Below are 18,646 nucleotides of genomic sequence, written 5' to 3' on the forward strand. Positions count from 1 at the left end.
GGGTGACTGCGGGCGTCATCCCACGTGTGTGGGGGGCTCATGGGTGCCGCGCGCGTGGGCCCCACGAATGCCTCGCGCGGGCGCCACCCGAGCGTCAGAACAGGCCGGTCGCCGAGAAGCGCAGAATCAGCTGGGGCGCCCCTGAGAGGGCGATGCCCAGGACCGCCGTCAGGGCGATCGCCGCGGTCAGCGGCGCCGGTACCGGGTGCCTCGCGGCCTCGCCCTCGGGGGCGCGGAAGAGCAGGGTCGTCCACTGGAGGTAGTAGAAGAGCGCGATCACGACGTTCACGGCCATGACCACGGCGAGCCAGCCGAGTCCCGCGTCGACAGCCGCCGAGAAGACGGTGACCTTCGCGAAGAGCCCGATGATGCCCGGCGGCAGTCCCGCCAGGCAGAGCAGGAAGAAGCCCAGGAGTAGGGCCGAGAGGGGGCTTGTCGCGTACAGGCCGCGGTAGTCGCTGATGCGGTTCAGGGGGCTTGTGCGGGCGACGAGGGCGGCCACCGCGAAGGCGCCGAGGTTCACGGCCGCGTACATCAGGGCGTACGCGACGGTGGAGCCGATGGCCTTTTCGGCGTCCTTGGAGTAGGCAGCCGAGGCGATCGGCACCAGGAGGTAGCCGGCCTGGCCGACGGAGGACCAGGCGAGCAGCCGTACCGCACTGTGCGCGCGCGTGGCCCGCTGTCTCAGGGCGCCGACGTTGCCGACGGTCATGGTGAGAGCGGCCAGCGCGGCGAGCGCCGGGCCCCAGACGTCCGCGTAGGACGGGAAGGCGACGACGGTGACGAGGATCAGTCCGGAGAAGCCGACCGCCTTGCCCACGACCGACAAGTAGGCGGCGATCGGCAGAGGTGCCCCCACGTAGGTGTCGGGCACCCAGAAGTGGAAGGGCACGGCCGCCGTCTTGAAGGCGAAGCCGACGAGGGTGAGGACGACGCCGGCCTGGGCGAGCGTGTGGAACTGTCCGTCGACGTGCTGGATCTTGTCCGCGATCCGGGTGAGATAGAGCGTGCCGGTGGTGGCGTAGACGAAGCTGACGCCCATGAGACTCACGGCGGTGGCGGTGACCGAGGACAGGAAGAACTTCAGGGCCGCTTCGGAGGACTTCTTGTCGCCGTGCTTGATGCCGACGAGCGCGAAGGCGGGCAGTGAGGCGACTTCCAGGGCGACGATGAGGGTCGCCAGGTCGCGCGAGGCGGGCAGCAGGGCGGCGCCCGCGGCGGAGGAGAGCAGCAGGAACCAGTACTCGCCTTCGGGCAGTCCCTTGTTGGCGTCCTTCAGGGCGGTGACCGAGAGCAGGGCGGCCAGGAGCGCTCCGCCGAGGACGAGGAGCTGGATGACGAGAGTGAAGCGGTCCGCCGTGTAGCTGCAGAGGCCGGTGTCGCCCGTCAGGCAGAAGGTGGCCCGGTCGCCGTCCAGGAGGGGCAGCAGCATGAGCGCGGACGCGGCGAGTCCGGCGACCGAGACCCAGCCGAGGAGCGCCTTCCTGCCGTCGCCCAGGAAGAGGTCGGCGACGAGCACGACGAGTCCGACGACCGCGGTGATGGTGGGCGGCGCGATCGCGAGCCAGTCGACGGACTGGACCATGGAGCTCATCGGGTGCCTCCTGCGAGGAGCTGCTGTACGGCCGGGTCGGTCAGCCCGAGGAGGGCCTTGGGCCAGAGGCCGGCGACGACGGTGAGGACGACGAGCGGCGTCCAGGCCGCGAACTCGTAGCTGTGGACGTCGGCGAGCTTCGGGGTCTCCGGCCGCGGGGTCGCGCCCATGCACACCCGGCGTACGACGAGGAGCATGTACGCGGCGGTGAGGAGGGTGCCGAAGGCGGCGATGGCCATGAAGGTCAGGAACGCCGGACGGCTGAGGTCGTCGGCGGGCTTGAACGCGCCGAACAATGCCAGCATCTCGCCCCAGAACCCGGCGAGGCCCGGCAGCCCGAGCGAGGCGACGGCGCCGAAGGCGAGCAGCCCGCCGAGGCGTGGGGCCTTGCCGTACAGCGCGGCGCCGGTCTCCTCGGCGAGGGTGTCGAGATCGGTCGTGCCCGTACGGTCCTTCAGCGCCCCGACGAGGAAGAAGAGCAGGCCGGTGATGAGGCCGTGGGCGATGTTGGCGAACAGCGCGCCGTTCACGCCGGTCGGGGTCATCGTGGCGATGCCGAGCAGGACGAAGCCCATGTGACCGACGGACGAGTAGGCGATGAGCCGCTTGAGATCGCCCTTCGCACCCTGTCTGACGAGAGCCAGACAGGCCAGGGATCCGTAGATGATCCCGACCACGGCGAAGGCGGCGAGGTAGGGGGCGAAGGTGTGCAGGCCCTCCGGCGCGACCGGCAGCAGAATCCGGACGAAACCGTACGTACCCATCTTCAGCAGCACACCGGCCAGCAGCACCGAGCCGACGGTGGGCGCGGCGGTGTGCGCGTCCGGCAGCCAGCTGTGCAGCGGCCACATCGGCGTCTTGACCGCAAGCCCGATCCCGATCGCCAAAACGGCGATGACCTGCACGGATGTGCTCAGCGACCGGCCGTTGTCAGTGGCGAGTGCCACCATGTCGAACGTGCCCGCCTTGATTCCGATCAGGAGCAGGCCCAGCAGCATGACGACCGAACCGAGCAGGGTGAAGAGGATGAACTTCCAGGCGGCTGCCTGGCGCTGTGCACCGCCCCAGCGGGCGATGAGGAAGTACATCGGGATGAGCACCATCTCGAACGCGAGGAAGAACAGCAGCAGATCGAGGACGGCGAAGGTCGCGAGGGTGCCGGACTCGAGCACGAGGACGAGTGCGACGAAGGCCTTCGGTGTCGGGCCCGCGGGCATCTTGAAATAGCTGTACAGCGCGCACAGGAAGGTCAGCAGCGCGGTCAGGACCAGAAGGGGGAGGGAAATGCCGTCGGTGCCGAGGTGGATCCGCACGTCGAGTGCGGGGATCCAGCTGATGTCGGTCGTGGCCTGCATCTTCGAGGGGTGGTCGTGGTCGAAGCCGAGTGCCAGGACGATCGCCGCGATGAGCACCGCGCCGGTGACGATCACACCGTGCCGCAGCACGGCCTGCCCGGGCGACTTTCCTTTCAGCCCGGGCGGAGCCGGCAGGAGAGCGGTGGCGGCGCCGATGAGCGGGCCGACGACGATGAACGCCAGAAGGATCTGCATCACGGATTCACTGATATCGATCACGCCAGCTCACGCTCCTGTGGCGACGAGGAGGGCGGCGACCACCAGGACGACGGTGCCGGCGAGCAGCGCGCTCACATAGGTCTGGACGTTGCCGGTCTGCGCGCGTCGTACGGCGGCGCCGAGCCAGCGGGGTAGGGCTCCCGCGGCGCGGACGTAGGTGTCGACGACCTCGCGGTCGAGGAACCGGACGAGTGAGGCCGCGGCCTGGACCGGGCGGACGAACAGCACGGTGTACACGGCGTCGAGGTGGAAGCCGACGGCCGCGTGCCGGTGCAGCGGGCCGAGCAGCAGCCGGCCCGGGTCCGCGGGGTCGGGCACGTAGGCCACGTCTCCGAAGGCGGGCGCGTGACTGGCGATCGCCTCGGCCTCGACCTGTCCGGCGTCGCGGCCGGGATGGGCCGCGACCGCGCCCAGCGGGACGCGGGCCGCGAGCACGGTGGTCTGGCGCCAGGCGCCGTAGGTGACGAGTCCGCCGACCAGGGCGAGCCCTGTACCGAGGACGGAGGTGGTGAGTACCGGTGTCAGGTCGCGGCCGTCGAACCAGTCGGGCAGCGGCCCGTACAGCAGGCCGAAGGCGAGCGACGGGACGGCGAGCACCCACAGTACGGCGGTCATGGTGAGGGGCTGCCTTCCGTGGTCGGGGGCCTCGGTGCCCCGGCCGCGGAAGGCCAGCAGCCACAGCCGGGTGGCGTACGCCGCGGTGAGCACGGCCGTGATCAGACCGGCGACGAGGACGATCCAGCCCGCGGCGCCAGGGGCCTGCTCGGTGTGGCCGGTGGCGACGTGTTCGGCGGCACCGAGGACGGCTTCCTTGGAGAAGAAGCCGCTGAACGGCGGGATCGCGGCCAGTGCGAGCAGCGCCACCGTCATCGTCCAGTAGGCGTCCGGGACGCGGGTGCGCAGGTCCTTCATCCGGGACATGACGGCCAGTGAGTTGGTGCCGGAGGCGTGGATGATCACGCCGGCGGCCAGGAACAGCAGCGCCTTGAAGGCGCCGTGCGCGAGGAGGTGGAAGACGGCGGCACCGCGGTCGCCGACGGCGAGGGCGCCGGTCATGTAGCCGAGCTGGCCGATCGTGGAGTACGCGAGGACGCGCTTGATGTCGTCCTGGGCGAGTGCGGCGAGTGCCGAGCCCGCCATCGTGACGGCGGCCATGACGGCGAGGACGGTCATCGCGGCCGACGAGGCCTGGAAGACGGGGAGGAGCCGGGCGACGAAGTAGACACCGGCGGCGACCATCGTCGCGGCGTGGATCAGCGCCGAGACGGGTGTCGGGCCGGCCATGGCGTCGGGCAGCCAGGTGTGCAGCGGGAACTGCGCGGACTTGCCCGCGACACCGGCGAGGAGCAGCAGGGCGATCAGTGTCGGATGGTGCAGTCCGCCGCTCGCGACGGTGCCCAGGACCGTGGTGATGCGGAAGGACCCGGCGTCGGTGGCCAGGGCGAACAGGCCGATGAGGAAGGGGACGTCGCCGAGTTTGGTGACCAGGAAGGCCTTGATGGAGGCGGCGCGGGCCTCGGGGGTCTCCCAGTAGTGGCCGACCAGGAAGTACGAGCAGATACCCATGACTTCCCAGCCGACCAGCAGCACGATCAGGTCGCCCGAGTACACGACGAGGAGCATCGCGGAGGTGAAGAGGGAGACGAGAGCGGCGTAGGAGGGGTAGCGGGGGTCGTCTTGCAGATAGCCCGTCGAGTAGATCTGCACGCAGGTGGCGACGACGCCGACGAGTACGGCGACGAGGGCGGCGAAGCCGTCGATGTACAGGGCGAGTTCGATCGGGACCGAGCCGGTGGGTGTCAGCTCGGTGGCGGCGCTGACGGCCTGGTCGCCGCCTTGGCGCACGGCGACGAGGACGGCGATGACGAGCGAGGCGAGGGGCGGGAGTACGGCGAGGGGACGCACGAAGCCGGGGGCCGTGCGACCGAGGAGGAGTCCGGCCACGGCGCCGAGGAACGGCAGGAGGGGGACGAGGACGGCGAGGCTGGTCGTGGTCACGCGATGGCCTCAGCCTTCTCGTCTGCCGGGACGGGGGCTCCTTCGGAGCCGTTGTCGTCGGGGCCGTCACTGTCCGGGCCGTGGCCGTCCGGGCCACCGTCGTCGGGGCCGCCCGTCTCGGGGCCCTCGGCGGTGTCGCGGAGTCGGTCGATGTCCGAGGTGCCGCGGTTGCGGTGGACGGCGAGGACGATCGCCAGGCCGATGCCGATCTCGGCGGCGGCGATGGCGATGGTGAACAGGGTCAGGGCCTGCCCGGAGTGGAGCGTGTCGCGGGAGGCCTTGGAGAGCCAGACGTCGAAGGCGACGAGGTTGAGGTTGACGGCGTTGAGCATCAGCTCGACGGACATCAGGACCAGGATCGCGTTGCGGCGGGCGAGGACTCCGTACAGACCCGTGCAGAAGAGGAGGGCGGCGAGCACGGCGGGGTAGGCGAGGTGCATCAGCAGGCCCCTTCCTTCTCCGAGGACTTCGTCTTGCGGGAGAGGACGATCGCCCCCACCAGGGCGGCGAGGAGGAGGACGGACAGCGCTTCGAAGGGGAGCACCCAGTTCTGGAAGAGGCTCGCTCCGGTCACCTCCGTGGATCCGGCGGCAGGACCCGCGAGGTCGACCCAGGTGGTGCGGAAGGCGTCGACGACGACCCAGACGAGGGCGGCTGCCGCGGCGACGGCCACGGTCAGGGCCGCCCAGCGGTTCCCGGAGTCGGCGTCCGGGGAGCGGCCGATCGGGGCCCTGGTGAGCATCAGGCCGAACAGGAGGAGGACGACGACGGAACCGACGTAGATGAGGACCTGCACCCAGGCGATGAACTCGGCCGTGAGCAGGAGGTATTCGACGGCAAGACCGCCGAGGGCCACCACCAGCCACAGGGCGGCGTGCACCAGTTGCTTGGTGGTGACGGTGACGATCGCGGCGCCGAAGGTGACCAGGCCGACGAGGAGGAAGGCGATCTCGACACCGGTCGGGGAGAGAAAGCCGTGGCTCCCGGCGGCGGTGGTCGTGGCGCGCGCCGCGAGGGTGGTGGCTGCGGTGGCTGCTGCGAGGCTCACGCGTCACCGTCCTTTGGTTCGGCGGGCTTGGACGGGGCCGAGGCCGGGGGCTCCGGCCGGGGCTCGGTCCGGGGCTCGGTCCGGGGCTCGGTCCGGGGCTCGGTCCGGGGCTCGGTCCGGGGCTCGACTTCGGCTGCCTGTTCAGCGGGACGGGGAGGCGTCGTGCGCGGGGTGGCCGGGGTGGCCGTCTCCGCCGCCGTCGTCTCGGTCGCTTCGGCGGCTTCCGCCACTTCCGCCACTTCGGTCGCTTCGGTCGCTTCGGTCGCTTCGGTCGCTTCGGCTGCGAGCTTCTCGGCCTCGGCCGCTTCCGCCGCCTGGGCCGCGAGTTTGTCGGCGGTCTTTCGGGCGGCGGCCAGTTCCTTCGGCTCCTCGGCGCCGGCGTCGAGGGCGGGCGGAGCCGGGACCGTCCACATCCATTCGCGCAGCTTGTCGCGCTCGTGGGTGAGTTCGTGGATGTCGGTCTCCGCGTACTCGAACTCCGGTGACCAGAACAGCGCGTCGAAGGGACAGACCTCGATGCAGATACCGCAGTACATGCACAGGGAGAAGTCGATGGCGAAACGGTCGAGGACGTTGCGGCTGCGCTCGCGTCCGCCGGGGGCGGCGGCCGGGACCGTCTCCTTGTGGGAGTCGATGTAGATGCACCAGTCCGGGCACTCGCGGGCGCACAGCATGCAGACCGTGCAGTTCTCCTCGAAGAGGCCGATGACACCGCGGGAGCGGGGCGGCAGTTCGGGCTGGACGTCCGGGTACTGCGCGGTGACGGTCTTCTTCGTCATCGTGCGGAGGGTGACGGCCAGGCCCTTGGCGAGTCCGGAGCCGGGGATGCGGGGGCGGGTGGACGGGAGAGACTCAGCCATGGTTACGAGATCACCACCTTGACGATGCCGGTGAGGGCGATCTGGGCGAGGGAGAGGGGGACAAGGAGGGTCCAGGAGAGTTTCTGGAGCTGGTCCTCGCGCAGGCGGGGGTAGGTGACACGGAGCCAGATCACGACGAAGGCGAGGATCGCGGTCTTCAGCAGGGTCCAGACCCAGCCGAGGCCGTCCGCGCCCCAGGGTCCGTGCCAGCCGCCCAGGAAGAGGACGGTGGTCAGACCGCACAGGACGACGATCCCGGCGTATTCGGCGAGGAGGAAGAGGGCGAAGCGCAGGCCCGTGTACTCGGTGTACGCGCCGAAGATGATCTCCGAGTCGGCGACCGGCATGTCGAAGGGGGGACGCTGGAGTTCGGCGAGGCCCGCCACGAAGAAGACGATCGCGCCGACGATCTGCCACGGCAGCCACCACCACTGGAACGCGTCGACGATGCCGGGGAGGGAGACCGTGCCCGCCGCCATCGCGACGGAGGCCGCGGTCAGCAGCATCGGGAGTTCGTACGCGAGCAGTTGGGCGGCGGTGCGCAGGCCGCCGAGGAGGGAGAACTTGTTGGCCGAGGCCCAGCCCGCCATGAGCGAGCCGAGGACGCCCACGCCCATCACCGCGAGGACGAAGAAGATGCCCGCGTCCACGACCTCGCCGACGGCTCCCTCGCCCGGACCGATGGGGATGGCGAGCAGGACCAGGAGGTACGGGAGGAGGGCCACGGCGGGAGCGAGCTGGAAGATACGGCGGTCCGCGCCCGCCGGGACGATGTCCTCCTTCTGCGCGAACTTCACGCCGTCGGCGACGAGCTGGGCCCAGCCGTGGAAACCGCCCGCGTACATCGGGCCGAGGCGGCCCTGCATGTGGGCCATCACCTTGTGCTCGGTCTGACCGACGATCAGCGGGAACGTCAGGAAGACGACGAAGACGACGACGAGTCGCAGGGCGACGTCGAGGGCGTCGTTCACTGCGTGCCTCCAGAGGGGTCGTCGGGGTCGGACTGGCGTTCGGCGGGCTGACGTTCGACGGGGTGCTTCGGCCCGGACTCCGGCGTGCTCTGGGCCGTGCTCTTCGAGGTGTCCTCAGGCGCACCCTCCGTCGGCTCCGTCGGCTCCATCCGCTCCGTCGGCGCCTTCGGCCCGGTCGGGCTTTTCGGCGCTTCCTCCGGCGTGCCCTCAGCTCTGTCCCCAGCCGTCTCCTCGGAAGGCGGCTCCGACTGCGGCGGTGACTGGGGCTGTGACTGAGGCTGAGGCTTGGGCTGAGGCTGAGGTTCTGGATTCGGCTCGTCGAAGGCGGGGCGGGCGTGGTGCCACGGGGCGTCCGAGTCGCGGGGCGCGGTGGGTCTCGACGGTGTCGCGGGAGCCGTCGGCCCGTCGGCGCTCACGGGCGCCGCCCCGGGGGTCTCCCCCGTTCCCTCGGCCCGCTGGGAAGCGGATCCCTGACCTGCACTGCGCGCGCGGCGGGGGCCGGCAGGCGCTGTCGGAGCAGTCGGCCGGTCGGCGTCCGGGACCGCGGTCCGTTCCGCCGCGGAGCCTCGGCCCACGGGCGCCTGCCCCGTGGAACTCTGCCCCGTGGAACTCTGGCTCGCGGAACTCTGGCTCGCGGAGCCCTGACTCGCGGAGCCCTCACTCGCGCTGCGCGCACGACGGGACGGCGCCACGGCACCCGTGCCGGCATCCGCACCCGCACCCCCGTCGACATCAGCACCGACACCGGCACCGACACCGCCGCTCCCCGCTCCGGCGGTGGGCGGCTGGCTGGCGGAACCGTCTCCCGCCGTACGCGCCCGGCGTACCGGGCGGTCGCCGGCGGCGGCGCGGGCGCCGCCCCGGGCCGGACGGGCAGGGGCCGGCGGGAGCTGACCCTTCAGCGGACCCCAGTCATTGGGGTCGGGGACGCCGGGCGGAAGCATCTGGCGGCGCTTCGGACCGCCGTGTTCGGACTCCCCCGGCTCCTTGGCGCCCGGCCAGGCCTTGGCCACGCGGGCGGCGAGGACGAAGTCCTTGCGGAGGGGATGGCCCTCGAAGCCCTCGGGAAGAAGGAGCGGGTCGAGACCGGGGTGGCCCTCGAAGGTCACGCCGAACATCTCGTGGGTCTCGCGCTCGTGCCAGCCGGCGCCCGCGTACACGGAGACCGCAGACGCCAGGACGGGTGCCGCGTGCGGGACGGTCGTACGGACGAGGAGGCGGCGTACCGGGGACAGGGCCACTACGTGAGCCGCGACGCGGAAGCCCGTAGCGGGTTCGTCGACGGCGCTCAGCCAGTCGAAATAGCTGCAGCCGAGGGTGGTCCGGGCCGTGTCGAGGGCCGCGATCCAGGAAGCGGGCGGTACGTCGACCGTCAGGACCTCGTACGACTCCTCGGCCGTGGCCTCCGGGCCGAAGAGTTCCTCGACGGGTGCGGGGAGCCAGCCGGTCACTTGTCGCCCTCCCCGGAAGCCGGAGTCCCGCCGGAAATCCCGTTCCCTCCGGAAACCGGTGTCTCCGCAGGCACCCGGGTCTCCGCGCCCGGCGCGACCGGCGGAGTCACCAGCCCGCTCTGGAGCGCGGCCGCCGACGGTCGGTGCGAAGAGCCGTAGCGCTCTCCCAGCGACTCCCTGGCGATCTTCTCCTGAAGCTTGAGAATGCCCTGGAGCAGTGCCTCGGGCCGGGGCGGGCAGCCGGGCACGTAGACGTCGACGGGGATGATCTGGTCGACGCCCTTGGTGACGGAGTAGGAGTCCCAGTAGGGGCCGCCGCAGTTCGAGCAGGCGCCGAAGGAGATGACGTACTTGGGCTCGGGCATCTGCTCGTACAGGCGCTTGACGGCCGGGGCCATCTTGTCCGTGACCGTGCCGGAGACCACCATCAGGTCGGCCTGGCGCGGGCCCGGCGCGAACGGGATCACACCGAGCCGGATGAAGTCGTGCCGGGCCATCGACGCGGCGATGAACTCGATCGCGCAGCAGGCGAGGCCGAAGTTGAAGACCCAGAGCGAGTAGCGGCGGCCCCAGTTCAGGACGACCTTCATGGGCTCGGGGGCGAGGCGCGAGAGCACGCCCAGCCGCTTCGGCTCCGGCAGCAGAACCGACTGCCCCGAGGTCTCGCCAGAGATCTTGCCGGAGGTCTCGCCCGAGGGATGACTCGAGGTCTCGCCCGAGGGATGGCCCGAGGTCTTGGGGGTCACGTCCATGTGAGGACGCCCTTCTTGTATGCGTACAGCAGGCCCACAGCGAGGAAGCCGAGGAAGATGAACATCTCCGCGAGCGTCGCCGCGCCGTAGCCGGGGGCGGCGAAGACGGTCGCCCAGGGGAAGAGGAAGATCGAGTCGACGGCGAAGATGACGTAGAGGAACGCGTAGACGTAGTAGCGGACCTGGGTGTGGGCCCAGCCCTCGCCGACGGGGTCGACACCGCACTCGTACGTCAGGAGTTTCTCGGGTGTGGGGACGACCGGCCGCAGCAGTCGGCCCGCCCCGAAGGCGACGGCGACGAAGAGCACGCCCACGACGGCGAGCAGTCCGACTACCGAGTAGGACTGGAAGTAGCCCGCCGCGACGACGGTCGGTTCCGGCACGTCAGCCCCTCGCTCCCTGACCTCGTGGCGTACGCCGCGCGCACGCCGCGCACGCTGCGATACGCCCTGTTCGACGATCTGTACGGACGGGAGTCTAGGGCCTGCTAAAGAAACGGTAAGCAGGCCGTCACACCCTGATTATCGTGCACACGTCATGGTCGAGTTCTGGACTCGTCCGGCTCGTGTGCCACGGGATTCCCGTCCGTCTCTCGCGATCGCTTCCCATTTGACCGCAGCCCGGCGCCCGGCACAGCACGGAACGTCACGAAGGTAGGGCTTTCCCCAGTGGATCGGGGCGGGTCACCTCATGGCGCGACGGCTCGCCGCCGGGCAGGCTAGCGAATATGACCGAACGCATCACCGCCGTCGCCCCGCCCGGCGGGACACCCTCCGGGACGACTGCCGAAACACCCGCCGAGCCGTCCGCCGAGCTGTCCGACGGGACGCCCGACGGGACGCCCGACGGCGACCGGCTGCCGTCCCCCCGCCTCGCCCTCGGCCGCCGCACCTGGCAGGAGATCGCGCACCTGCTCGCCAATCTGCCGGTCTCGATCTTCGGCTTCGTGTACGTCGTGACGATGGTGTCCACGGGCTCGGCGCTCGCGGTGACGGTGGTGGGACTGCCGTTGCTCGCGGGCGGCCTGCTGGGCGCCCGGCAGCTGGGCAAGCTGGAGCGGGCGCGGGCGCGGGCGCTGCTCGGCCTGCGGATCGACGAGCCGAGCCCGCTGCCGGTGCGCCGGACCGGCTTCTTCTCCTGGCTGTGGTCGAGCCTGAAGGACCCGGTGGGCTGGCGGACGGTGCTGTACGACCTGATCAGGCTGCCGTGGGGTGTGCTGACCTTCACGGTCACGCTGGTGTCGCTCTTCGTGCTGTGGCCGGTGCTGCCGTTCATCGCGCGGGGGCTGACCAACGTGGACCGGGCGATGGTGCGCGGGCTGCTGTCGCCCTCCGACGAGCTGGAGCGGCGCATCGCCGAGCTGGAGTCGGACCGGGGGGTCGTGGTCGACACGGCCGCGGCGGACCTGCGGCGCATCGAGCGGGACCTGCACGACGGGGCACAGGCCCGGCTCGTCAACCTCGCGATGGGACTCGGCCTCGCCAAGGAGAAGCTCCTCGAGGGCCGGGCCGACGAGACCGTCGCGGCCATGGTCGACGAGGCGCACGGCGAGGTGAAACTGGCCCTTCAGGAGCTGCGCGACCTGGCCCGCGGGATCCACCCGGCGGTCCTCACCGACCGCGGCCTCGACGCGGCGCTCTCCTCCGTCGCCACGCGCTGCACGGTGCCGGTGAAGGTGACCGCCGACCTCCCGTCGAGACCGGCCGCGGCGATCGAGGGGATCGCCTACTTCACCGTCTCCGAGCTGCTGCAGAACATCAGCAAGCACAGCGGGGCGAGGTCCGCGTCCGTCGACGTGTGGCGGACGGACCAGCGGCTGCTCATACAGGTCCAGGACGACGGGCGGGGCGGCGCGCGGCTCGACGGCGGTACGGGGATGGCGGGGCTCGCGGACCGGCTCGGCGCGGTGGACGGGCTGTTCGTCATCGACTCACCGCCCGGCGGCCCGACCACCATCACGGCGGAACTCCCCTGGCGGGACCGGCAGGATTAGCCGGCGCGCCATGCGTGCCACGCGCATCACGCGGACCCGGTGGGCCCGGCCACGCGGGCGGCGCGCCCAGCCGGTCCCGAGCGCGCCTCCGCACCCCGGGGCCCGGGACCCGGGCTTCCGGGCTTCCGGGCTTCCGGGCTTCCGGGCTTCCGGGCTCACCCGATACCCCGGGGACCCCAGAGGCCCGCACGCCGCACGCCGCACCCCGCACCCCAGGTGACCACCGTGACCCGCAGGACCACGCCCGCCCGACGCCTGTGCCGACCCCACGCCCATACCGTCCCGCCCGCCCCGACCGCCCCAATGCCCCGACCACCCCCACAACCACCCCCGGGGTAGGGAAAACCCCCGCCCCAAGAGGCCGACCCGCTCCATGTCCCCCACGCTCCGCAGCCAGCAGGGTTGAGGTACGAGCTGACGAGCAGGACGAGTAGAACGGAAGACGCCGATGGCCACGGAGTACGGACAGGGGTACGGGCACGGGAGTGGGCCCGGATTCCACGGGGCGGCTGCCGGAGAGCGGCGCCACCGCCTCCCCGCGGCGCTGCGGGCGCCGGTCGAGGCCCGAAGCTGGCGCGAGTTCGGCTACGTGATGCTGGGCCTGCCGCTCGGCATCGCCATGTTCACGTTCACCGTCACGATGTTCTCGCTGGGCGCCGGCCTGCTGGTCACCTTCCTGGGGGTCCCGGTGCTCGCCGGAGCGCTGGCGGGCTGCCGCGGGTTCGGCGCGCTGGAGCGGGCGCGGGCACGCGGACTGCTCGGGGTCGAGGTCGCCTCGCCGGAGCCCGTGCTCGTACGCAGGCATGGGGCGATGGCGTGGATGGGGGCGATCCTCAAGAACGGTTCGTCGTGGCGGCATCTGCTCTACGCGGTGCTGCAGTTCCCGTGGGCGGTGTTCTCGTTCGTGGTGGCGCTGACCTTCTGGGCGTACGGCTGGGCGATGCTGACGTATCCGCTGTGGTTCTGGCTCTTCCCGGCCTACGGCGGCCAGGGCGGCCTTCAGCTCTACGGCGACGGCACCCACAGCATCTACCTGGACAACCCCTTCGAGATCACCGTGACCGCGCTGCTCGGACTGCTGATCACCATGGCGACGCCGTGGATCGTACGGGCGCTGACGACGGTGGACCGGCTGATGGTGCTGGGGCTGCTCGGGCCGTCCCGGCTGGCGACCCGGGTGGTGGAGCTGGAGTCGGACCGGGGGGTCGTGGTCGACACGGCCGCGGCGGACCTGCGGCGCATCGAGCGGGACCTGCACGACGGGGCACAGGCCCGGCTCGTCAACCTCGCGATGGGACTCGGCCTCGCCAAGGTGAAGCTCACCGAGGACCCGCGGGCCGCCGCGCGGATGGTGGACGAGGCGCACGGCGAGGTGAAGACGGCGCTGCAGGAGCTGCGCGACCTGGCCCGCGGGATCCACCCGGCGGTCCTCACCGACCGCGGTCTCGACGCGGCGCTCTCCTCGGTCGCCACGCGCTGCACGGTGCCGGTGGCGGTGGACGTGGACCTTCCCGCCCGCCCCGCCCCGGCGATCGAGGGCATCGCCTACTTCACCGTCTCCGAGCTGCTGCAGAACATCAGCAAGCACGCGCGGGCGACCCGGGCCACGGTCGATGTCTGGCGCATCGAGAACCGGCTGATGCTTCAGGTCGTCGACAACGGCGTGGGCGGCGCCGACGCCTCCGCGGGCTCGGGTCTGGCGGGGCTCGCGGAGCGGCTGGACGCGGTGGACGGGATCCTGGACGTGGACTCCCCCGCGGGCGGCCCCACCCGGATCACGGCGGAGCTGCCCTGGCGGGGCTGATCCGCCCCGCACGACCGATGCCGCGGCAGGCGCGTCCGCCCCGCCGCGGCACCAGCCGGGCGTCGTCATCCCCCTGACCGCCCCCCGCGCCTCCCGATGACGCCCCGCGCGCGACCCCCTGAGCCCTGTCGCCCCGGCTCGCCCCGGCGATTCCCGTTGCCCGGGCGCCCGCCGGTCCGAATGCTGGAATGCTGAGGGCTGTCGTACGAGCGGGGCGCAACCGGCGCCGGCCGGTACGGGCTGTGGGGGGCCGAACATCGTGGAGGACAGGGTGCGGGTGGTCATCGCCGAGGATTCAGTGCTGCTCAGGGAGGGCCTGACCCGGTTGCTGACCGACCGTGGGCACGACGTCGTGGCCGGTGTCGGTGACGGCGACGCACTGATCAAGACCATCACCGACCTGGCGGCCGAGGGCGCGCTGCCGGACGTCGTGGTCGCCGACGTCCGGATGCCGCCGACGCACACCGACGAGGGCGTCAAGGCGGCCGTGCAGCTGCGCAAGCACCACCCGGGACTCGGAGTGCTGGTTCTGTCGCAGTACGTGGAGGAGCGCTACGCCACCGAACTGCTGGCCGGTTCCAGCCGTGGCGTCGGGTATCTGCTCAAGGACCGGGTCGCCGAGGTGCGCGAGTTCGTGGACGCCGTGGTGCGGGTGGCCCAGGGGGGTACCGCGCTCGACCCCGAGGTGGTCGCGCAGTTGCTGGGGCGCAGCCGCAAGCAGGACGTGCTGGCCGGGCTCACGCCCCGCGAGCGGGAGGTGCTGGGGCTGATGGCCGAGGGGCGGACCAACTCGGCGATCGCGCGGCAGCTGGTGGTGAGCGACGGAGCGGTGGAGAAGCACGTCAGCAACATCTTCCAGAAGTTGGGGCTGTCCCCGAGCGACGGGGATCACCGGCGTGTTCTGGCGGTTCTGACCTACCTCAACTCCTGAATGCCTGACACTGTGTCAGGTATAGGGAAGGCGGTGGCCGGCGGGCCGGTACGAGGTTCGCGCGAGGCTGCCGCAAGGCCGGCGTGAGAACCAGAAGGTGAGTGGGGAGCATCTTCGGGAGAAGCATCGGGGGGGCCAGCAAATCATGACAAGTCAGGGCGTCGAACCGTCTCAAAACGGTGTCCATCATGCGAACCGCCGAGGGAAGGCGACCCTTACGGACGTAGGGTTGGTCCTGGGAAGGCCTTCGGGAAGGCCGCTCCCAGACAGCCGCCTCGAAGGAGGTCCAGTTAAGTGACCAGCCAGGTCAGTAGCCCAGCGGAGCAGGCCGACGAAGCCGTCGTAGGAGAACAGCGCAATCCGGCGGGGGCGAAGGACGTTCGCCGGCTCGACCGGGTGATCATCCGGTTCGCGGGCGACTCCGGTGACGGAATGCAGCTCACCGGCGACCGTTTCACCTCCGAGACCGCGTCCTTCGGCAACGACCTCTCCACACTGCCGAACTTCCCCGCCGAGATCCGAGCGCCCGCAGGCACCCTGCCGGGCGTTTCCTCGTTCCAGCTGCATTTCGCGGACCACGACATCCTCACCCCGGGCGACGCGCCGAACGTTCTCGTCGCCATGAACCCGGCCGCCCTGAAGGCGAACATCGCCGACGTGCCGCGCGGCGCCGAGATCATCGTCAACACGGACGAGTTCACCAAACGGGCGATGTCGAAGGTCGGTTACGCGACGAACCCGCTGGAGGACGGCTCCCTGGACGGCTACAGCGTCCACCCGGTGCCTCTGACGACGATGACGGTCGAGGCGCTCAAGGAGTTCGAGCTGTCCCGCAAGGAGGCCGAACGCAGCAAGAACATGTTCGCGCTGGGCCTGCTGTCCTGGATGTACCACCGGCCGACCGAGGGCACCGAGAAGTTCCTGCGGACCAAGTTCGCGAAGAAGCCCGACATCGCGGCGGCCAACCTCACCGCGTTCCGGGCGGGCTGGAACTTCGGCGAGACGACCGAGGACTTCGCGGTCTCGTACGAGGTCGCCCCGGCCGAGCGCACCTTTCCGACCGGCACGTACCGCAACATCTCCGGGAACCTGGCCCTGTCGTACGGTCTGATCGCCGCCTCCGAGCAGGCGGACCTGCCGCTCTACCTCGGCTCGTACCCGATCACGCCCGCCTCCGACATCCTGCACGAACTCAGCAAGCACAAGAACTTCGGCGTGCGCACCTTCCAGGCCGAGGACGAGATCGCGGGCATCGGCGCCGCGTTGGGCGCCGCCTTCGGCGGCTCGCTGGCGGTCACGACGACCTCGGGGCCGGGGGTGGCGCTGAAGTCGGAGACGATCGGGCTCGCCGTCTCCCTCGAACTGCCGCTGCTGGTCATCGACATTCAGCGCGGCGGCCCCTCCACCGGACTGCCGACCAAGACCGAGCAGGCCGACCTGCTGCAGGCGATGTACGGCCGCAACGGCGAGGCGCCCGTCCCGGTCGTCGCGCCGCGCACACCCGCGGACTGCTTCGACGCCGCGCTGGAGGCGGCGCGCATCGCCCTCACCTACCGCACCCCCGTCCTGCTCCTGTCGGACGGCTCCCTGGCCAACGGCTCGGAGCCCTGGCGCATCCCGGACATCGACGAACTCCCGGACCTGCGGGTGCGGTTCGCGCAGGGCCCGAACCACACACTGGACGACGGCACCGAGGTCTTCTGGCCCTACAAGCGTGACCCTGGAACCCTGGCCCGCCCCTGGGCGGTCCCGGGCACGCCGGGCCTCGAACACCGCATCGGCGGCATCGAGAAGCAGGACGGCACGGGCAACATCTCCTACGATCCCGCCAACCACGACTTCATGGTGCGCACCCGGCAGGCCAAGATCGACGGCATCGACGTCCCGGACGTGGAGGTCGACGACCCCTCGGGCGACGCCGACACGCTGGTGCTGGGCTGGGGTTCGACGTACGGCCCCATCACCGCGGCGGTACGGCGGCTGCGGACGGCCGGGGAGTCCGTCGCGCAGGCCCACCTGCGCCACCTCAACCCCTTCCCGCACAACCTCGGCGCGGTGCTGGGACGGTACGACAAGGTGGTGATCCCCGAGATGAACCTCGGCCAGCTCTCCACCCTCGTCCGGGCCAGATACCTGGTCGACGCGCGTTCCTACAACCAGGTCAACGGCATGCCGTTCAAGGCCGAACAGCTCGCCAAGGTGCTCAAGGAGGCCATCGATGGCTGAGACGACCACGGAAGGCGCGGACACGATCGAGGCACTCACTCTGGTGCCCAAGGCCGACGCCAGGCAGTCCATGAAGGACTTCAAGTCCGATCAGGAAGTGCGCTGGTGCCCCGGCTGCGGGGACTACGCGGTCCTGGCCGCCGTACAGGGCTTCATGCCCGAACTCGGCCTCGCCAGGGAGAACATCGTCTTCGTCTCGGGCATCGGCTGCTCGTCCCGCTTCCCGTACTACATGAACACGTACGGCATGCACTCCATCCACGGCCGCGCGCCCGCCATCGCCACGGGACTCGCCTCCTCCCGCCGCGACCTGAGCGTGTGGGTGGTGACCGGGGACGGCGACGCGCTGTCGATCGGCGGCAATCACCTCATCCACGCGCTGCGCCGCAACGTGAACCTGAAGATCCTGCTGTTCAACAACCGGATCTACGGCCTCACCAAGGGCCAGTACTCGCCGACCTCCGAGGTCGGCAAGATCACCAAGTCGACGCCGATGGGCTCGCTGGACGCGCCCTTCAACCCGGTGTCCCTGGCCATCGGCGCGGAGGCCTCCTTCGTCGCCCGGACCGTGGACTCCGACCGCAAGCACCTCACCGACGTCCTGCGGCAGGCCGCCGCCCACCCGGGCACGGCCCTGGTGGAGATCTACCAGAACTGCAACATCTTCAACGACGGCGCCTTCGAGGTGCTGAAGGACAAGCAGCAGGCCGAGGATGCGGTCATCCGCCTCGAACACGGGCAGCCGATCCGCTTCGGCACGGACGGCGCCAAGGGTGTCGTACGGGACGCGCCGACCGGCGACCTGAAGATCGTCGCTGTCACCCCGGAGAACGAGTCGCAGATCCTGGTCCACGACGCCCACGCCACGTCACCGACCACCGCCTTCGCGCTCTCCCGGCTCGCCGATCCGGACACCCTGCACCACACCCCGATCGGTGTCCTGCGCTCCGTGGACCGGCCGGTCTACGACACCCAGATGGCCGACCAACTGGACGCGGCCATCGAGCAGAACGGCAAGGGGGACCTGGCCACGCTGCTCGCCGGCGGGGACGCCTGGACGGTCGTCGGCTGACCGGACCCAGCGGTTCAGGAGGCCCGGGTGCCTGACGCCCGGGCCTCGTCGTACGTGTGGCGGGCCTTCTCGACGTCGTCCATCCGGTCCTTGGTCCAGACGGCCAGCGCGCGCACCTGCCCGGCGGCCTCGCGGCCGAGTCCGGTGAGCGAGTAGTCGACGCGCGGCGGGATCGCGGGCTTCGCGTCGCGGTGGACGAGACCGTCGCGCTCCAGTGTCTGGAGGGTCTGGGTGAGCATCTTCTCGCTGACCCGGCCGATCGCCCGGCGCAGCTCGCTGAAGCGGTGGGGGCGGTCGAGGAGCTCGATCAGGACGAGCACACCCCAGCGACTGGTGACGTGCTCCAGGACGAGGCGGTACGGGCACATCGCC

General features: G+C 70.9%; 15 protein-coding genes and 1 pseudogene. 5 read left to right on the forward strand and 11 right to left on the reverse strand.

All coding sequences use genetic code 11. The features are described from left to right. Window positions 1-94: 94 nt before the first annotated feature. The 10 genes and pseudogenes from ABZV34_RS21925 to ABZV34_RS21970 form a co-directional block, all read right to left on the reverse strand. Window positions 95-1,594: an NADH-quinone oxidoreductase subunit N gene (locus tag ABZV34_RS21925; RefSeq protein ID WP_356279033.1), complete on the reverse strand. Its 1,500-nt coding sequence runs from the start codon at window positions 1,592-1,594 to the stop codon at window positions 95-97. Further along, window positions 1,591-3,168, reverse strand: coding sequence for an NADH-quinone oxidoreductase subunit M (locus ABZV34_RS21930; RefSeq protein ID WP_356279036.1), 1,578 nt, complete (start codon window positions 3,166-3,168; stop codon window positions 1,591-1,593). The genes ABZV34_RS21925 and ABZV34_RS21930 overlap by 4 nt, the downstream gene beginning before the upstream one ends. A gap of 6 nt (window positions 3,169-3,174) precedes the next feature. Next, window positions 3,175-5,166: an NADH-quinone oxidoreductase subunit L gene (locus ABZV34_RS21935; RefSeq protein WP_356279039.1), complete on the reverse strand. Its 1,992-nt coding sequence runs from the start codon at window positions 5,164-5,166 to the stop codon at window positions 3,175-3,177. Continuing rightward, window positions 5,163-5,606, reverse strand: coding sequence for an NADH-quinone oxidoreductase subunit NuoK (gene nuoK, locus ABZV34_RS21940; protein WP_356279042.1), 444 nt, complete (start codon window positions 5,604-5,606; stop codon window positions 5,163-5,165). Before nuoK ends, ABZV34_RS21935 begins: the two co-directional genes overlap by 4 nt. Beyond that, window positions 5,606-6,214 (reverse strand): NADH-quinone oxidoreductase subunit J, encoded by a 609-nt coding sequence (locus ABZV34_RS21945; protein WP_356279045.1) that lies wholly within the window; start codon window positions 6,212-6,214, stop codon window positions 5,606-5,608. Before ABZV34_RS21945 ends, nuoK begins: the two co-directional genes overlap by 1 nt. Window positions 6,215-6,492: 278 nt before the next feature. Then, window positions 6,493-7,074: pseudogene (locus ABZV34_RS21950) on the reverse strand (NADH-quinone oxidoreductase subunit I); the annotation flags it as partial. A 2-nt stretch (window positions 7,075-7,076) separates the two neighbouring features. Continuing rightward, a complete protein-coding gene (locus ABZV34_RS21955) occupies window positions 7,077-8,045 on the reverse strand; it encodes a complex I subunit 1 family protein (RefSeq protein WP_153289159.1) in 969 nt (322 codons plus the stop codon). Further along, entirely contained in the window at window positions 8,042-9,496 is a 1,455-nt protein-coding gene (locus ABZV34_RS21960) for an NADH-quinone oxidoreductase subunit C (RefSeq protein WP_356279048.1), read from the reverse strand. The genes ABZV34_RS21955 and ABZV34_RS21960 overlap by 4 nt, the downstream gene beginning before the upstream one ends. Beyond that, entirely contained in the window at window positions 9,493-10,248 is a 756-nt protein-coding gene (locus tag ABZV34_RS21965) for an NADH-quinone oxidoreductase subunit B family protein (protein WP_356279052.1), read from the reverse strand. The genes ABZV34_RS21960 and ABZV34_RS21965 overlap by 4 nt, the downstream gene beginning before the upstream one ends. Beyond that, window positions 10,239-10,631 (reverse strand): NADH-quinone oxidoreductase subunit A, encoded by a 393-nt coding sequence (locus tag ABZV34_RS21970; protein WP_356279055.1) that lies wholly within the window; start codon window positions 10,629-10,631, stop codon window positions 10,239-10,241. Before ABZV34_RS21970 ends, ABZV34_RS21965 begins: the two co-directional genes overlap by 10 nt. A gap of 344 nt (window positions 10,632-10,975) precedes the next feature. Between ABZV34_RS21970 and ABZV34_RS21975 the strand changes: the two genes are divergently transcribed. The 5 genes from ABZV34_RS21975 to ABZV34_RS21995 all read left to right on the forward strand — a co-directional run bounded on the left by ABZV34_RS21975 (window position 10,976) and on the right by ABZV34_RS21995 (window position 18,274). Then, complete coding sequence (locus tag ABZV34_RS21975) at window positions 10,976-12,241, forward strand: sensor domain-containing protein (protein WP_356279057.1); 1,266 nt, start codon at window positions 10,976-10,978, stop codon at window positions 12,239-12,241. Window positions 12,242-12,689: 448 nt separating this feature from the next. Further along, window positions 12,690-14,045, forward strand: a complete 1,356-nt coding sequence (locus ABZV34_RS21980; protein ID WP_356279060.1) for a sensor domain-containing protein — start codon at window positions 12,690-12,692, stop codon at window positions 14,043-14,045. A 271-nt stretch (window positions 14,046-14,316) separates the two neighbouring features. After that, window positions 14,317-14,976, forward strand: coding sequence for a response regulator transcription factor (locus ABZV34_RS21985; protein ID WP_356279174.1), 660 nt, complete (start codon window positions 14,317-14,319; stop codon window positions 14,974-14,976). A 294-nt stretch (window positions 14,977-15,270) separates the two neighbouring features. Then, window positions 15,271-17,202 carry a 2-oxoacid:acceptor oxidoreductase subunit alpha gene (locus ABZV34_RS21990; RefSeq protein WP_356279063.1) on the forward strand — a complete coding sequence of 644 codons (1,932 nt, stop codon included), beginning with the start codon at window positions 15,271-15,273 and terminating at the stop codon, window positions 17,200-17,202. Further along, on the forward strand, window positions 17,195-18,274 hold the full coding sequence (locus ABZV34_RS21995; RefSeq protein ID WP_356279066.1) for a 2-oxoacid:ferredoxin oxidoreductase subunit beta: 1,080 nt from the start codon (window positions 17,195-17,197) through the stop codon (window positions 18,272-18,274). The genes ABZV34_RS21990 and ABZV34_RS21995 overlap by 8 nt, the downstream gene beginning before the upstream one ends. A gap of 14 nt (window positions 18,275-18,288) precedes the next feature. Here the strand turns inward: ABZV34_RS21995 and ABZV34_RS22000 are convergent, their stop codons facing one another. Next, window positions 18,289-18,642 carry a helix-turn-helix domain-containing protein gene (locus ABZV34_RS22000; RefSeq protein WP_356279177.1) on the reverse strand — a complete coding sequence of 118 codons (354 nt, stop codon included), beginning with the start codon at window positions 18,640-18,642 and terminating at the stop codon, window positions 18,289-18,291. Between the last annotated feature and the right edge of the window lie 4 nt (window positions 18,643-18,646).

The sequence above is a fragment of the Streptomyces sp. NPDC005195 genome, assembly GCF_040608315.1.
Classification (GTDB): Bacteria; Actinomycetota; Actinomycetes; order Streptomycetales; family Streptomycetaceae; genus Streptomyces; species Streptomyces kaempferi.

What these genes read in the sequence shown, in the direction of transcription:
- ABZV34_RS21925 (WP_356279033.1), bottom strand. Translation starts at nt 1,594, where the DNA reads ATGAGCTCCATGGTCCAGTCCGTCGACTGGCTCGCGATCGCGCCGCCC.
- nuoK (WP_356279042.1), bottom strand. Translation starts at nt 5,606, where the DNA reads ATGCACCTCGCCTACCCCGCCGTGCTCGCCGCCCTCCTCTTCTGCACG.
- ABZV34_RS21965 (WP_356279052.1), bottom strand. Translation starts at nt 10,248, where the DNA reads ATGGACGTGACCCCCAAGACCTCGGGCCATCCCTCGGGCGAGACCTCG.
- ABZV34_RS21975 (WP_356279057.1), top strand. Translation starts at nt 10,976, where the DNA reads ATGACCGAACGCATCACCGCCGTCGCCCCGCCCGGCGGGACACCCTCC.
- ABZV34_RS21980 (WP_356279060.1), top strand. Translation starts at nt 12,690, where the DNA reads ATGGCCACGGAGTACGGACAGGGGTACGGGCACGGGAGTGGGCCCGGA.
- ABZV34_RS21995 (WP_356279066.1), top strand. Translation starts at nt 17,195, where the DNA reads ATGGCTGAGACGACCACGGAAGGCGCGGACACGATCGAGGCACTCACT.
- ABZV34_RS22000 (WP_356279177.1), bottom strand. Translation starts at nt 18,642, where the DNA reads ATGTGCCCGTACCGCCTCGTCCTGGAGCACGTCACCAGTCGCTGGGGT.